At 62.7% G+C, this 14,155-nt stretch carries 15 protein-coding genes; 13 read left to right on the forward strand and 2 right to left on the reverse strand.

Features of this window, described 5'->3' with window-relative positions; genetic code table 11:
- The first annotated feature begins 113 nt into the window (after nt 1-113).
- From GJB56_RS06765 to pdxS, 8 genes are all read left to right on the forward strand, one after another.
- Entirely contained in the window at nt 114-566 is a 453-nt protein-coding gene (locus tag GJB56_RS06765) for a TIGR02611 family protein (RefSeq protein WP_029255280.1), read from the forward strand.
- A gap of 133 nt (nt 567-699) precedes the next feature.
- The gene (gene thrS / locus GJB56_RS06770) at nt 700-2,757 is read left to right on the forward strand and encodes a threonine--tRNA ligase (RefSeq protein WP_007732914.1); all 2,058 of its coding nucleotides are present in this window, start codon (nt 700-702) and stop codon (nt 2,755-2,757) included.
- Nucleotides 2,754-3,308 carry an HIT family protein gene (locus GJB56_RS06775; RefSeq protein ID WP_019748284.1) on the forward strand — a complete coding sequence of 185 codons (555 nt, stop codon included), beginning with the start codon at nt 2,754-2,756 and terminating at the stop codon, nt 3,306-3,308. The genes thrS and GJB56_RS06775 overlap by 4 nt, the downstream gene beginning before the upstream one ends.
- 81 nt (nt 3,309-3,389) lie before the next feature.
- Nucleotides 3,390-4,085, forward strand: coding sequence for a phosphatidylinositol phosphate synthase (pgsA, locus tag GJB56_RS06780; RefSeq protein WP_042951804.1), 696 nt, complete (start codon nt 3,390-3,392; stop codon nt 4,083-4,085).
- The gene (locus GJB56_RS06785) at nt 4,082-4,984 is read left to right on the forward strand and encodes a phosphatidylinositol mannoside acyltransferase (RefSeq protein WP_113683582.1); all 903 of its coding nucleotides are present in this window, start codon (nt 4,082-4,084) and stop codon (nt 4,982-4,984) included. Before pgsA ends, GJB56_RS06785 begins: the two co-directional genes overlap by 4 nt.
- Entirely contained in the window at nt 4,981-6,108 is a 1,128-nt protein-coding gene (locus GJB56_RS06790) for a glycosyltransferase family 4 protein (protein ID WP_003943332.1), read from the forward strand. The genes GJB56_RS06785 and GJB56_RS06790 overlap by 4 nt, the downstream gene beginning before the upstream one ends.
- Nucleotides 6,105-7,127 carry an NUDIX hydrolase gene (locus GJB56_RS06795; protein WP_042951805.1) on the forward strand — a complete coding sequence of 341 codons (1,023 nt, stop codon included), beginning with the start codon at nt 6,105-6,107 and terminating at the stop codon, nt 7,125-7,127. The genes GJB56_RS06790 and GJB56_RS06795 overlap by 4 nt, the downstream gene beginning before the upstream one ends.
- A 170-nt stretch (nt 7,128-7,297) precedes the next feature.
- Nucleotides 7,298-8,206, forward strand: coding sequence for a pyridoxal 5'-phosphate synthase lyase subunit PdxS (gene pdxS, locus GJB56_RS06800; protein ID WP_003943338.1), 909 nt, complete (start codon nt 7,298-7,300; stop codon nt 8,204-8,206).
- 99 nt (nt 8,207-8,305) lie between these two features.
- Here the strand turns inward: pdxS and GJB56_RS06805 are convergent, their stop codons facing one another.
- Nucleotides 8,306-8,782: a RidA family protein gene (locus tag GJB56_RS06805; protein WP_020969521.1), complete on the reverse strand. Its 477-nt coding sequence runs from the start codon at nt 8,780-8,782 to the stop codon at nt 8,306-8,308.
- A gap of 161 nt (nt 8,783-8,943) precedes the next feature.
- Between GJB56_RS06805 and GJB56_RS06810 the strand changes: the two genes are divergently transcribed.
- The 3 genes from GJB56_RS06810 (at nt 8,944) to GJB56_RS06820 (ending at nt 11,939) form a co-directional block, all read left to right on the forward strand.
- Complete coding sequence (locus GJB56_RS06810) at nt 8,944-9,366, forward strand: NUDIX domain-containing protein (RefSeq protein WP_113683583.1); 423 nt, start codon at nt 8,944-8,946, stop codon at nt 9,364-9,366.
- Between the two features lie 128 nt (nt 9,367-9,494).
- Nucleotides 9,495-11,003, forward strand: coding sequence for an HNH endonuclease signature motif containing protein (locus tag GJB56_RS06815; protein WP_113683584.1), 1,509 nt, complete (start codon nt 9,495-9,497; stop codon nt 11,001-11,003).
- A 114-nt stretch (nt 11,004-11,117) separates the two neighbouring features.
- Nucleotides 11,118-11,939: an acyl-CoA thioesterase gene (locus tag GJB56_RS06820; RefSeq protein ID WP_019748291.1), complete on the forward strand. Its 822-nt coding sequence runs from the start codon at nt 11,118-11,120 to the stop codon at nt 11,937-11,939.
- Nucleotides 11,940-11,989: 50 nt separating this feature from the next.
- Here the strand turns inward: GJB56_RS06820 and GJB56_RS06825 are convergent, their stop codons facing one another.
- Nucleotides 11,990-12,655, reverse strand: coding sequence for a hypothetical protein (locus GJB56_RS06825; RefSeq protein ID WP_230091146.1), 666 nt, complete (start codon nt 12,653-12,655; stop codon nt 11,990-11,992).
- 35 nt (nt 12,656-12,690) lie between these two features.
- Between GJB56_RS06825 and tesB the strand changes: the two genes are divergently transcribed.
- Both tesB and pdxT read left to right on the forward strand, forming a co-directional pair.
- A complete protein-coding gene (tesB, locus tag GJB56_RS06830) occupies nt 12,691-13,542 on the forward strand; it encodes an acyl-CoA thioesterase II (RefSeq protein WP_113683585.1) in 852 nt (283 codons plus the stop codon).
- Nucleotides 13,542-14,147 carry a pyridoxal 5'-phosphate synthase glutaminase subunit PdxT gene (gene pdxT, locus GJB56_RS06835; protein ID WP_003943308.1) on the forward strand — a complete coding sequence of 202 codons (606 nt, stop codon included), beginning with the start codon at nt 13,542-13,544 and terminating at the stop codon, nt 14,145-14,147. The genes tesB and pdxT overlap by 1 nt, the downstream gene beginning before the upstream one ends.
- Nucleotides 14,148-14,155 lie beyond the last annotated feature (8 nt).

The following is a 14,155-nucleotide window of genomic DNA, read 5'->3' on the forward strand; positions in this document are numbered from 1 at the left end:
CAGCTGTTCGAGGGCACGGTTGTTTCGGCATGCAGACCGTCGTCGCAGGTCGCCGGCCGATGATTTCGGTAGCCTGGTCGAAGAGACATTTCGCGACCGAAAAGGTGACCGACTTGAGTACCGAAAAGGTCGATTCTCCCGTCGACGATTCAGACCTGTCCGTCTTCCAAGACGCAGAGTCCCGCTGGGAGCGGTGGCGCGCTGGAATCGCCGCGCGGCCCACCCTCAATCTTGCGTACCGCATCGGTGTGGGAGTCGTGGGCACGATCGTGTTCGCAGCAGGCATCGTGGCTATTCCGTACCCCGGGCCCGGTTGGCTCATCGTCTTCGCCGGCCTCGGCATACTGGCGTCGGAGTTCGCGTGGGCACATCGACTCCTTCATTTCGCGAAGGCTCGATACGACAGGTTCATGGAATGGTTCGGCAAGCAGTCGCTGTTCGTCAAGGGGTTGGGCGTTCTGTTCACCACAGTGATCGTCCTGGCGACTTTGTGGGTGCTCGGCACCTTCGGCCTGATCGGGACATGGGTGGGCCTGGACTACTCGTGGCTCGAGTCGCCACTGTGAGCTGAACGCGGCCCGGTTTCCTTCACTCGGTTGTCTCACCATGTCGGTAGGGCCGATAACATGATCGTGCGCGTGCTCGCAGTGGGTACGACGCCTGTCTAACTTGTCGCAATACCTTTAGGAGCACATCGCCGTGACCAGTCCCGCGCCAGAGCACTCAGCCGCCCCACTTCGGGTGCCCGCGGGGACGACCGCCGGGACTGCAGTGCGCGAAGCCGGATACCCCACGAAGGGGCCCGACGTGATCGTCGTTGTCCGCGATGGCGAGGGAACGCTCAAGGATCTGTCGTGGACACCTGAGGTCGATGTCGACGTCGAGCCGGTGGCAGCATCCACCGAGGACGGCCGCAGCGTCATCCGGCACTCCGCGGCTCACGTCCTCGCGCAGGCGGTCCAGAAGGAATTCCCCGACGCGAAGCTCGGGATCGGTCCGCCGATCAAGGATGGCTTCTACTACGACTTCGCAGTGGATCGTCCGTTCACTCCGGAGGATCTGGCCAAGCTCGAAAAGCGTATGAAGCAGATCATCAAGGGATCGCAGCGTTTCTCGCGTCGAGTGGTCGATTCGATCGAGGACGCTCGGGTCGAGTTGGCCGACGAGCCCTTCAAGCTCGAATTGATCGACGACAAGTCCGGTATCGACGATCCCGAGATCATGGAGGTTGGCGGCAACGAGCTGACCATCTACGACAATCTCGATCCGCGCACTGGCGACAAGATCTGGTCCGATCTGTGCCGCGGCCCGCATATTCCGACCACGAAGCACATTCCGGCCTTCAAGTTGACCCGAAGCTCCGCCGCCTACTGGCGTGGCAACCAGGACAACGCCGATCTTCAGCGTGTCTACGGCACCGCGTGGGAGTCCACCGAGGCTCAGGACGAGTACCTCGAACTGCTCGCCGAGGCCGAGCGTCGTGATCACCGCAAGCTCGGTACCGAACTGGACCTCTTCAGCTTCCCCGACGAGCTCGGTTCGGGTCTGCCGGTGTTCCACCCCAAGGGCGGCATCATCCGCACCGAGATGGAGAACTACTCGCGCAGCCGCCACATCGAGGCGGGCTACGAGTTCGTCAACACTCCGCACATCACCAAGGGACATCTGTACGAGGTTTCCGGTCACCTCGACTGGTACCGCGACGGAATGTTCCCGGCGATGCACGTCGACGAGGAACTGAACGAGGACGGCACCGTGCGCAAGCCGGGCCAGGACTACTACCTCAAGCCGATGAACTGCCCGATGCACAACCTGATCTTCCGTGCTCGCGGACGCTCGTACCGTGAATTGCCGTTGCGGCTCTTCGAATTCGGCTCGGTCTACCGCTACGAGAAGTCCGGCGTCATCCACGGCCTGACCCGCGTGCGCGGCATGACCCAGGACGACGCTCACATCTACTGCACCCGTGAGCAGATGCGCGACGAGCTGACCACCACCCTGCAGTTCGTTCTGAACCTGCTCAAGGACTACGGCCTCGACGACTTCTACCTCGAACTGTCCACCAAGAACCCGGACAAGTTCGTCGGTAGCGACGATGTCTGGGAAGAGGCGACCGCAACGCTCGCCGAGGTCGGCGAAGCTTCTGGCCTGACTCTGGTGCCGGATCCGGGTGGAGCCGCGTTCTACGGTCCCAAGATCTCCGTTCAGGTCAAGGACGCACTCGGCCGCACCTGGCAGATGTCGACCATCCAGCTCGACTTCAACCTGCCCGAGCGGTTCGAACTCGAATACACCGGCAACGACGGCGTCAAGACTCGTCCGGTCATGATCCACCGCGCGCTGTTCGGCTCGATCGAGCGGTTCTTCGGTGTCCTGACCGAGCACTACGCGGGCGCGTTCCCGGCGTGGCTGGCGCCGGTACAGGTCGTCGGAATTCCGGTGGCCGAGGCCTTCGCCGATCACCTGTTCGACGTCACGAAGAAGCTCAAGGCAGCCGGTGTTCGCGCCGAGGTCGATTTCAGTGATGACCGGATGCAGAAGAAGATCCGTAACCACACCACGCAAAAGGTTCCGTTCATGCTCCTCGCGGGCGAGCGTGACGTGGAAGCCGGCGCGGTCAGCTTCCGTTTCCGTGACGGCACCCAGATCAACGGAATTCCCGTCGACGACGCCGTCCGGATCATCACCGAGTGGATCGGCCGCCGCGAGAATGCCTCGCCGACAGCCGAACTGGTGCAGCCAAGCGTGGCGCAGTGAGCGCCCCCGGTGACGATGGTCCGGGTTCGCTGATCGACCACGGCGTCGGCGATCCTGATCATTTGCAGCGTATTTGGTCGCCACATCGGATGTCGTACATCACCGAGGCGCCCAACACCCCGGGTACGACGGGTGAACCGTTCATCGACATTCCGAAAATGTCGGACGAGGAAGGGTTGATCGTCGCCCGCGGTGAACACGTCTACGCGGTCTTGAACCTGTACCCGTACAACCCGGGTCACCTGATGGTGGTGCCGTACCGCAAGGTCGCGGCCCTCGAAGACCTCACGCCGGAGGAGAGCGCCGAGTTGATGGCGTTCACCCAGCGTGCGTTGCGGGTGATCAAGAGCGTGTCGAATCCGCACGGATTCAACGTCGGTCTGAATCTCGGTGCTGCCGCGGGCGGTTCGCTGTCCGAGCACCTTCACCAACACGTAGTGCCACGTTGGGGCGGCGACGCCAACTTCATCACCGTGCTCGGTGGGGTCAAGGTGATGCCGCAATTGCTGCGGGAGACCAGGGGACTACTCGCCGGTGCCTGGCAACAATAGGTTGATGCATCCGGCTTCATGGCAGGATGCATTGCTGCAACGAGTTCCGAACCGGAACTCACGACGGGGAGGGTTCCTGCGGTGTTGAGCTTCTTCGGGCGCGCATCGGTGTCCAAGGTGACGGCACCTATGGGGAAGGCGCTGGTCAAGACCGGTCTGACGCCGGACTCGGTGACGGTGATCGGCACGGTGGCAAGCGTCGCCGGTGCGGTGACGCTGTTTCCGTCCGGACATCTGTTCTGGGGAACCTTGTTCATCTGGTTCTTCGTCATGTTCGACATGCTCGACGGCGCAATGGCTCGTGCTCGCGGCGGCGGAACGCGGTACGGGGCGGTACTGGACGCGACCTGCGACCGCGTGGCCGACGGCGCGATTTTTGCCGGCCTGGCCTGGTGGGCGGTCTACCACGAGAACAGCAAGTGGCTGCTCGTCGCGACGCTCATCTGCCTCGTCACCTCGCAGGTCATCTCGTACGCGAAGGCGCGCGCAGAGGCGAGCGGGCTGACTGCGGACGGCGGGTGGATCGAGCGCCCGGACCGACTGATCATCGTGTTGGTCGGATCTGGCCTGACAGGTATGGGTCTACCGTGGGCGATTCACATCGCGATGTGGGTACTTGCCGCCGGAAGTATCGTGACGGTCTTCCAACGAGTGCTCGCGGTGCGCAATTCGCCTGGCGCCCGGGAACTTCTGCCGATCGCCCCGGCGGCATCGACGGTCGAAGGCGCGCCGAACACCGACGGCGAGCCTAAAACGGACGGCGAGGCAGAGAAATGAGCTTTGCCGAGCGTGCAACCGATCTGGGATACGCCGCGGGTTGGCGTCTGGTACGAAGCCTGCCGGAATCGGTGGCGGTCAAGCTGTTCGACGCCGGAGCGGATTTCGCGGTACGCAAGGGCGGACCCGAACAACTCAGGAAGAACCTCGCGAGAGTTCTGGGCACGACGCCGGAGGAAGTTCCGGATCAGTTGATCAAGGATTCAATGCGCTCGTACGCCCGGTACTGGCGTGAGGCGTTCCGTCTACCGTCGATGGACCTGGTTGCGACAGGTAAGGCGTTGCATGCGCTGGTCGAGGGCCAGGAACATCTGGAAAAAGCAATGGCAGCAGGTCATGGCGCGGTATTGGCGCTGCCGCACAGTGGCAACTGGGACATGGCCGGCGTGTGGTGTGTTCAGCAATGGGGTGGGTTGACCTCCGTTGCCGAGCGGCTCAAGCCCGAATCCCTGTACGAACGGTTCGTCGACTATCGCGAGAGTCTCGGCTTCGAGATCTTCCCGCTCAGCGGCGGGGAGCATCCACCGTTCGTCGAACTGTCCAAGCATCTGCGTGAGAACAAGATCGTGTGCCTGTTGGGGGAGCGCGATCTGGCGAAGAAGGGTGTGCCCGTCACCTTCTTCGGAGAACCCACTCGCATGCCCGCCGGCCCGGCGAAGCTCGCGATCGATACCGGCGCGCCGCTACTTCCGGTCCACTGCTGGTTCGCTCCCGACGGTTGGGGTTTCAAGATCGACCCGCCGATCGACGTATCCGGCGGAGTCGGCCCGGCCACGCAGGCACTTGCCGACCGTTTCGCGGTCAACATCGCAGCGCACCCCGCTGACTGGCACATGCTTCAGCCGCTGTGGCGCTCCGACCTCTCCGAATCGCGGCTCGCCCGCATGGAGGGTGAATGAAGATCGGCATGATCTGCCCGTACTCCTTCGACGTCCCCGGTGGCGTGCAGGCGCACGTGGTGGATCTGGCCGAGGTGCTGATCGAACGTGGTCACAAAGTGAGTGTGCTTGCGCCGTCGTCCGATGACGACGAGTTGCCGGATTTTGTGGTTTCCGCAGGTAAAGCCGTCGCGATTCCCTACAACGGTTCTGTTGCGCGGTTGTCTTTCGGCCCGACGGCGAACAACCGCCTCCGCAAGTTCATCGCGGAAGGTGACTTCGACGTTCTACATATCCACGAACCCAATGCGCCGAGTCTGTCCATGCTCGCGTTGCGTATCGCGGAAGGCCCGATCGTCGCCACCTTCCACACGTCGACTACGAAGTCGTTGGTGCTGAGCACTTTTCAGGGTGTCTTGGCTCCGTATCTCGAGAAGATCAGTGGCCGGATCGCAGTCTCGGAGTTGGCGCGTCGGTGGCAGGTCGAGTCCCTCGGATCCGACGCGGTCGAAATTCCCAACGGCGTCGATGTCGCAGCGTTTGCCGAGGCCGATCTGTTGCCCGGCTACCCGCGCGAAGGTGGAACCATTCTGTTCCTCGGTCGCTACGACGAACCGCGCAAGGGGATGGCCGTCCTCCTCGGCGCACTGCCGGAGTTGGTCGAGCGTCACCCGGATCTCGAAGTGATCGTGGTCGGACGCGGCGACGAGGAGAAACTCCGCAAAGAGGCGGGCAAGTACTTCAAGCATCTCCGCCTGCTCGGGCAGGTCAGCGATGAGGAGAAAGCGTCGGCGCTTCGCAGTGCGGACGTCTACTGTGCGCCCAATCTCGGCGGTGAGAGCTTCGGGATCGTGCTGGTCGAGGCCATGGCGGCTGGCACTGCCGTCGTGGCCAGTGAGTTGGACGCTTTCCGCCGTGTTCTTCGCGACGGTCAGGCCGGCTTGCTGGTCCCCATCGGGAACTCCGATGCCTTGGCCGAGGCAATCGATTCCGTTCTCGGTGACCCGGATCGACGACGCGCGCTGGTCAACACCGCGACAAGTGTTGTTGCCGAATACGACTGGCCGGTGGTGGCCGAACAGATCCTGCGTGTCTACGAGACCGTCACGGTTGGCGGCACCGGCGTACGCGTGGTGGGGTCATGACCTTCTCCGCTCTGACGATCTTCATTCTCGGGCTCGTCGCTGCCGTCGTCCTGGTCGTCGGACTGTGGGCGTACGGGACGGCGAACCGACTCGATCGACTGCATGTGCGTTCGGATCAGTCGTGGTTGGCGCTCGATGCGGCTCTGTCCCGTCGTGCCGCGGTTGTCCGCGCGGCGGCTGTGGACATGAGCGCCGACGACGCCCGCAGATTCGTCACCTTGGCGGACGCCGCCGAACGGGCGGATCGTCAGGATCGCGAGCTTGCCGAGAACCGGCTGTCCAATGCTCTCGCTGCCTACGGCACGACGTCGCTGCGACCTCAACTGGTGGCCGAGTTGGCCGATGCCGAGGCGCGCGTGCTGATCGCCCGGCGGTTCCACAACGACGCGGTGCGAGACACTCTCGCGTTGCGTACCCGACGACTTGTTCGATGGCTACATCTCGGCGGAACGGCGCCACTGCCTCAATACTTCGAGATCTCTGAGCGCACGACCGCGGCGGCGGTGCCCGAGGGAATCACCGTGGATACGTCACGGACCTCTGCCCGCGTGGTGATGCTGGACGAGGAAGATCGGGTGCTGCTGTTGCGCGGGCACGATCCCAAGATCCCGAACACTTACTTCTGGTTCACCGTCGGCGGCGGGCTCGAACGCGGCGAACATCTGCGAGCGGCCGCGGTTCGTGAGATCGAGGAGGAAACGGGGTTCAAGGTAGCGCCGGAGAATCTGCGAGGTCCGCTTTGGCGTCGGGTGGCGATCTTCCCGTTCGACGGTGAGCTGATCCGTTCGGAAGAGCTGTTCTTCGCTACGCGCACTCACGGCTTCGAGCCGGTCTTCCAAGGCCACACGGAATTGGAACAGCGTGCCATCACCGGCCATCGCTGGTGCAGCGCCGACGAGATCCGCCGACTGGCCAAGTCCGGTGAGCCCGTCTACCCGTTGGATCTGGCAAACCTCCTGGTGGAGGCCGCGACGATTGCGGACGGTTCCGAGGATCCGGAAGTGCGTTCCATCCGCTGATCGTTCGGTCGTTCAGTGCTCGCGGCCGTTTAAGGCCAGCAATGGCAAATTGGATACGGAATCGAAGGCCGGTTCGTCCTAGAGTTCTGGCCAGAGGCCTCCGAGCGAATGAACTCGTGTGTTCGCCGTGCCTTGTTTCTTTCGTCACGCCACTACTGCAGGAGTTTGCTGTGAGCACCCCCGACTCTGCCCCCACCACCGCCATCGGCACCGCCCGCGTCAAGCGCGGCATGGCTGAAATGCTCAAGGGCGGTGTGATCATGGACGTGGTCACCGCTGAGCAGGCCAAGATCGCCGAAGACGCCGGCGCCGTCGCCGTCATGGCACTCGAGCGGGTCCCCGCAGACATTCGCGCACAGGGCGGCGTCTCGCGCATGAGCGACCCGGACATGATCGACAGCATCATCTCCACCGTCAGCATCCCCGTCATGGCGAAGGCACGCATCGGTCACTTCGTCGAAGCTCAGATCCTGCAGAGCCTCGGCGTCGACTACATCGACGAGTCCGAGGTCCTGACCCCGGCCGATTACGCCAACCACATCGACAAGTGGAAGTTCACCGCTCCCTTCGTGTGTGGCGCCACCAACCTCGGTGAAGCGCTCCGTCGCATCAACGAAGGCGCGGCCATGATCCGCTCGAAGGGCGAAGCCGGCACCGGAGACGTCTCCAACGCCACCACACACATGCGCACCATCCGCGGCGAGATCCGCCGGTTGACCTCGCTGAGCGAGGACGAACTGTACGTAGCCGCCAAGGAACTGCAGGCCCCGTACGAACTGGTCGTCGAGGTCGCCAAGGCAGGCAAGCTGCCTGTCACCATGTTCACCGCCGGCGGCATCGCCACCCCGGCAGACGCTGCGATGATGATGCAGCTCGGCGCCGAGGGCGTGTTCGTCGGATCGGGCATCTTCAAGTCCGGCAACCCGAAGCAGCGCGCCGAGGCAATCGTCAAGGCGACCACGTTCTACGACGACCCGGACGTGCTCGCCAAGGTCTCGCGCGGACTCGGCGAGGCAATGGTCGGCATCAACGTCGACGACCTGCCCGTCGGACACCGCCTCGCAGAGCGCGGTTGGTGACAGCAGGTCCGACGACCGGGCTCAGTGCCTGAAAGTCTTTACACAAGAGGGGCGGCGGTTGCATTGGCAACCGCCGCCCCTTCGGGGTGTGGCGGACCGTCAGATGCTGTCCGATACCTCGAACACGAACTCGACCTCGACGGCACTGTTTCGGGGGAGTTCGGCCACGCCGATCGCAGAGCGGGCGTGCTGTCCAGCGGTACCGAAGATCTCGGCCAGCAGGTCGGACGCACCGTTGATCACCTGGGGTTGCTGCGAGAATCCGGATCCCGAAGCAACAAATCCAACGACCTTGACGACCCGAACGATGCGGTCGAGACCGACCAAGGCATCAACGGCCGCGAGTCCGTTGAGAGTGCACAACCGCGCCGCCTGGGCGGCGTCTTCGACGGAGACGCCCTCGCCCAACTTGCCGATGCACGTCGTAGTGCCGTCGACGAGCGGCAATTGCCCCGACGTGTAGACGTATGACCCCGTCTGAACGGCGGGAAGGTATGAGCCTGCGGGGGTGGCAACAGGCGGGAGGGTCAGGTCGAGTGCGGCGAGTCGTGCGGTCCAGGTACTTGCGTCGTTCATCGGTTCCTCAATGGGTTCTTTTGTCCGGGAATGGTGTTCGAGTCTGTCATCGGGAGTCTCGGCAAGTCCAAGTCGTATTTGCGCCCACCCCATCACTTTTGGTGATATTCGCCGTCGTCGGATTCAAATGGTGTTCGAGTTGGCCACCTAAACTGTGTCGTATGTCGTCAATTCGTAACATCTCACTGGGGATACCTGTCCGTTCCGGTCATGTACTCATGCTCGACGGCACGGACTCTGTCACGGGGGAGAACTTTCATCGCTTGATCGGTGGCGGTATCGAGTTCGGTGAGACGGCTGAGGCAGCGCTGCGACGCGAGTTCGCGGAGGAACTCGGTGTCAGGTTGGGAAGCGTCGAGTTGCTCGAGGTCGTCGAGAACATCTTCGAGTTCGAGGGGCGACCTGGGCATGAGATTGTCCATGTCTTTGCAGTCGACTCAACTGACATCGATGCGTTTCCGCTCGACGTGCAACTCCGAGTCCTAGACGAAGGTAGTCCAGTCCACTGGGTATTGAGTGGTGGGTCCGACCGCCCTATCTACCCGGCCGAAGCTGCCCGCATTATCAACGCCCTGGTTCAGTAGGGGAATCCGTTGCCGGAACACGAGTGGCCGCAAAGGTTGCTCCGCAACAATTTTCGGTCAATCGGGATTGTTCGGACTGATTCCTGGAAATCATGGATATCGAACGTATATTCGAATAATGTTGAGGAATGTTCGATGACGGAGTAGGAAGTTCGGGTACCGCAGCGCAGCTGCCTGGTGCCGAATCCGACTGCGCCCTCATCGATCTCATCGCCGATCTGCATGCGCGCGAATCGATGCTCGTGGAACGGAAACTGGCTGCCATTGCCGAGTTTTTCGAGCGTCGCAGCGCTGACCACACCGATAATGGTGCTTGGTCGTCTACCGCTCACGAACTGGCTGAGGCCGAGCTCGGCGCGGCATTGACCATGGGCCGTGCCTCAGCGGGAAAGTTGATCGGTCTCGGCTTTTCTCTCAAGTCTCGGCTCCATCGCACGCGTGCCGCCATGGCGCGCGGAGAACTGGATCTGTATCGAGTCGGATTGATCGACTCCGCTACGGCCAACGTCGCTGACGATTTGATCGACGAGGTGGAACGGCAACTCCTCGAAAAGATCTCGGCGCCACCGATGCCTGGCGGTACCGGCTTGACCGGTCGCCGATTGACAGCGGCTATCGACCGGATCGTCGCAGTGGTGGATCCCGAGGGGATGCGCGAACGTCGACGCCGCGCCTTGGCTGATCGGTTCGTGGGTGTGAGCGCTGCCGAGGATGGAATGGCGCGGATATTGGGGAGTATTCCGGCGGAGGAAGCACGGGCTTTCGACCGTCGGTTGCGGGAGTTGGCAATGTCGGTGTGTCGACACGATTCCCGTAAGTACGAGCAACGACGAGCTGACGCATTGGGAGCGTTGGTATCCGGGTCGACGATTCTGCCGTGCGATTGCGGCCTGGACGATTGCCCACAAGATCGAAGCGGGATTGTCGTGGTGCGTCGGCCGTTGGTTCACGTGGTCATGCTGGAATCAACGCTTCAGGGCGGTGACGCACCAGGTGCAGACGAACCCGCTCACCTTGACGGTTATGGAGTGATCAGTGCAGAGCATGCGCGTGACATCGCCGCGGGTGCGCTGATTCGGAAGGTGAAAGTACCAGTCGATGCCGCGCTCGAGTCTTCCGGTGAGGGCGAGCCAGTACCTCCGCCCGTTGTTCCTTCGGCGTCGGTCTACCGCCCAGGCACTGTCCTCGACACCTGGGTGCGGGTGATCGCAGGAAGCTGCCAGTGGTTGCACTGCGATGTCGCTGCATGGAATTCAGATCTTGATCACACTGAGCCCTTTGATCATCGCAATCCCGCTCGTGGTGGAAAGACCGTGGCGTCGAATCTGAGTGCGTATTGTCGAAACCATCACCGCCTCAAGCATTCCGGTCAGTGGCTGCACATCTCGAACCCGGACCGGAGTGTCATGCTGACCTCGCCGACCGGACATTGCTACCGAACCAGGCCGTCAGGTCTGCTGGCGGGAATGCTCGAGCCTGTACTGCCCGAGGGTGGTCGGCGTCGGCGCACACGTCTGGAAAACAAGGCCTCTCGTGTGCGGGGTGAACGCCGGCGTCAGCAGATACGGATGCACCGGCGGATGAAGAAGGCACAGAGGAGGACCTTCGACGGCGGAGACGATCCACCGCCATTCTGAGTCGATGCGCCCCGTCGCTCAGTGTTTTCGGATGCCCACTTTGGTGGCCGGGGGTGCGTCAGGCATTGTGTGAAGGTCGGTAGACGTCGGTACACGGGAAGATGTGGAGCATCGATGGCGAGGATCGAAGAAATTCTGGAGTTGGAACGCCTCGAGCGTGACATCTTTCGAGGAATCATCGCGGAGACCACCCTGACCCGCACTTTCGGCGGCCAGGTCGCCGGCCAGGCATTGGTGTCGGCGGTACGCACGGTCGATCCGGCCTATTCAGTTCATTCGTTGCACGGATACTTCCTGCGTCCGGGCAATCCGATGGAGCCGACCGTTTTTCTGGTTGATCGTGTTCGGGACGGTCGATCGTTCGCGACTCGCTTGGTCACCGGAATTCAAGACGGGCAAGCCATTTTCACGATGTCGGCATCCTTCCACGTCCAAGACGAAGGCATCGAGCACCAGGACGAGATGCCACCGGTCCCTGACCCCGAGACCTTGGCGATCGCCCAGGATTCGGAAGACCCCGAGACTGCGTGGTTGGCTCGCGAGTGGTCCGATTGGGACCTCCGGATGGTGCCGAAGGCCGACATCAACAAACGTCCAGGCGCTGCCGCACAGCAGCAAGTATGGTTCCGTTCCCGCGAGGCTCTCCCGGACGACCCGGTATTTCACGTGTGCACGCTTGCGTACATGAGCGACATGACGCTGCTCGGATCTTCCCGAGGCCCTCACATGGACGTCGCCATGCAAAGCGCCTCGCTCGATCACGCCATGTGGTTCCTGCGGCCGTTCCGGGCCGACGAGTGGCTGTTGTACGACCAGACGTCGCCGTCAGCGGGCTTCGGTCGCGCATTGACGCAGGGACGGATCTTCGACAGCCGAGGAAACATGGTTGCTGCAGTCGTCCAGGAAGGCCTGACCAGGCTGTATCGCCCGAAGTGAGGTCGGCCGAATTGAGGTCGCCTGAAGTGAGATCAATCGCAGTGAGACCTTCACTGGCGAGACCGCACCGCAGGCCGGGCCGGATGGTCGTACCTGACCTCGAAATCGACCTCCTCGGACACCTCTGATCGGTGTTCGAGGAGTGCGTCGACGGTCCACAGATCCGCCTCCGGTGTGTGCCGCCGCATGGCAGGTTCGCTCATGTCCAGGCGGACGCTGACGTCGAACTCCAGCCCACGCCCGAGCAACATCGGACCGGCGATCACGATGACCGCGCGCTCATGGACGGGGACGCGGGTCGAGCGAGCCGATCGATCGGTGGGTTCGTCCCAGAGTTTCGGCAAGAACGCTCGTTTGGTGCGGGCGGCGGTGATCACTTCACGATCGAGTGCCGGATAGTCGAACCAGATGGTGCGGTAACTCAGCGCATCCTCGTGACCGAACTCGTATCGCAGCGAAGCCGGCCGCACGTAGTCGTGCAGTGACACAACAGCACTCGGCCTGCTGTGCGACTCGACGGCGGCCCGGACGAGTTCTGCGAGCCGAGACGGCTGCGCACAATCAGGTCCGTCGATCGCTACTACCGCCACCGACGGAAATGATCCGGTCAGCGTTGCGATCTGCTCGGCCAGGGCGAGGGGAGTGGACGGGATGAATGTGCTCACGCCCACCATGGTGCCGTGCCCGCTCGCCGAGGCGATATTGTGAACCGTCATCGCGCCCACTGCGGCGGTCTATTTCCGGAGGACTCATGGTTGGTATCGAGGAGATCCTCGCGCTCGAACACCTGGAGAAGGACATCTTCCGTGGTGCGGTCCATCCCACTGCACTTCAGCGGACGTTCGGCGGGCAGGTTGCCGGGCAGTCTCTGGTTTCTGCCGTGAGCACCGTCGACGAGAGCTACCACGTGCACTCGTTGCACGGATACTTCCTGCGCCCGGGCAACCCGAAGATTCCGACGGTCTACCTGGTGGACCGCATCCGCGACGGGCGCTCGTTCTGCACCCGCCGGGTGAACGCAGTCCAGGACGGCAAGACGATCTTCACGATGTCGGCCTCGTTCCACGTCGAGGACGAAGGTATCGAGCATCAGGATCGGATGCCTTTCGTTCCGGCGCCAGAGGACTTGCAGGACGCGCAGACCGTTCCCAAGTTGGCGGAATCGCAGTTCTACCAAGAGTGGAAGAACTGGGACATCAGAATTGTGCCGGCCGAGCAGAGTGCGTCAGCGCCGGATCTCGCCGCACAACAGCGCGTGTGGATGCGCTACCGCGAGCCTCTGCCGGATCGTCCGCTGCTGCACATCTGCACGCTTGCGTACCTCAGTGACATGACCCTGCTCGGAACTTCGAAAGTCCCGCACCGGGGCGTGAAGACGCAGACTGCTTCGCTCGATCACGCGATGTGGTTCCTGCGTCCGTTCCGGGCCGACGAGTGGTTGCTCTACGACCAGACATCGCCGTCGGCAGGTTTCGGTCGCGCGCTCACTCAGGGGCGTATCTACGATCGCGATGGCAACATGGTGGCAGCGGTGGTTCAGGAGGGTTTGACGCGTCTGGAACGCGAACCCGACAGCCGTGAGAACAAGACAGGAACTGTGTGATGACGCGTCCGTTGATCGGTGTACTCGCCCTCCAGGGTGATGTTCGCGAGCACCTTGCTGCACTTGATGATTCGGGTGCGGATGCCGTGGGTGTCCGACGGCCGGAGGAGCTGGACAAGGTAGACGGAATCGTGATTCCGGGTGGCGAATCCACCACCATGAGCCGGCTTCTGCAGGTGTTCGAACTGTTGGATCCGCTGCGTGAGCGTCTTCGCGGCGGTCTGCCGGCCTACGGTTCGTGTGCCGGCATGATTCTGCTGGCGAGCGAGGTACTCGACACCCGGCCGGACGCCGAGCATCTCGGCGCCATCGACATGACGGTGCGCCGCAACGCTTTCGGCAGACAGGTCGATTCTTTCGAGTCCGACCTGGAGTTCGAGGGCATCATCGGAGATCCCATCCGCGCCGTCTTCATCCGCGCGCCGTGGGTGGAGCGAGTTGGACCGGGCGTTGAGGTCCTTGCGCAGGTTCCCGCCGCCGCGGGGGAGGCCGCGGGCCGGATCGTTGCGGTTCGGCAGGGCTCGGTGATCGCCACTTCTTTCCATCCCGAGGTAACCGGTGACCGTCGAGTACACGAGATGTTCGTCGATCTGGTTCGCGGATAACTGGAGTA

Source organism: Rhodococcus sp. AQ5-07, from assembly GCF_009707305.1.
Classification (GTDB): domain Bacteria; phylum Actinomycetota; class Actinomycetes; order Mycobacteriales; family Mycobacteriaceae; genus Rhodococcus_F; species Rhodococcus_F erythropolis.

Coding starts and splice junctions, on each gene's coding strand:
- GJB56_RS06785 (WP_113683582.1), top strand. CDS start 4,082: ATGAGCTTTGCCGAGCGTGCAACCGATCTGGGATACGCCGCGGGTTGG.
- GJB56_RS06790 (WP_003943332.1), top strand. CDS start 4,981: ATGAAGATCGGCATGATCTGCCCGTACTCCTTCGACGTCCCCGGTGGC.
- GJB56_RS06795 (WP_042951805.1), top strand. CDS start 6,105: ATGACCTTCTCCGCTCTGACGATCTTCATTCTCGGGCTCGTCGCTGCC.
- GJB56_RS06805 (WP_020969521.1), bottom strand. CDS start 8,782: ATGAACGACGCAAGTACCTGGACCGCACGACTCGCCGCACTCGACCTG.
- GJB56_RS06810 (WP_113683583.1), top strand. CDS start 8,944: ATGTCGTCAATTCGTAACATCTCACTGGGGATACCTGTCCGTTCCGGT.
- GJB56_RS06815 (WP_113683584.1), top strand. CDS start 9,495: ATGTTCGATGACGGAGTAGGAAGTTCGGGTACCGCAGCGCAGCTGCCT.
- GJB56_RS06820 (WP_019748291.1), top strand. CDS start 11,118: ATGGCGAGGATCGAAGAAATTCTGGAGTTGGAACGCCTCGAGCGTGAC.
- GJB56_RS06825 (WP_230091146.1), bottom strand. CDS start 12,655: ATGACGGTTCACAATATCGCCTCGGCGAGCGGGCACGGCACCATGGTG.
- tesB (WP_113683585.1), top strand. CDS start 12,691: ATGGTTGGTATCGAGGAGATCCTCGCGCTCGAACACCTGGAGAAGGAC.
- pdxT (WP_003943308.1), top strand. CDS start 13,542: ATGACGCGTCCGTTGATCGGTGTACTCGCCCTCCAGGGTGATGTTCGC.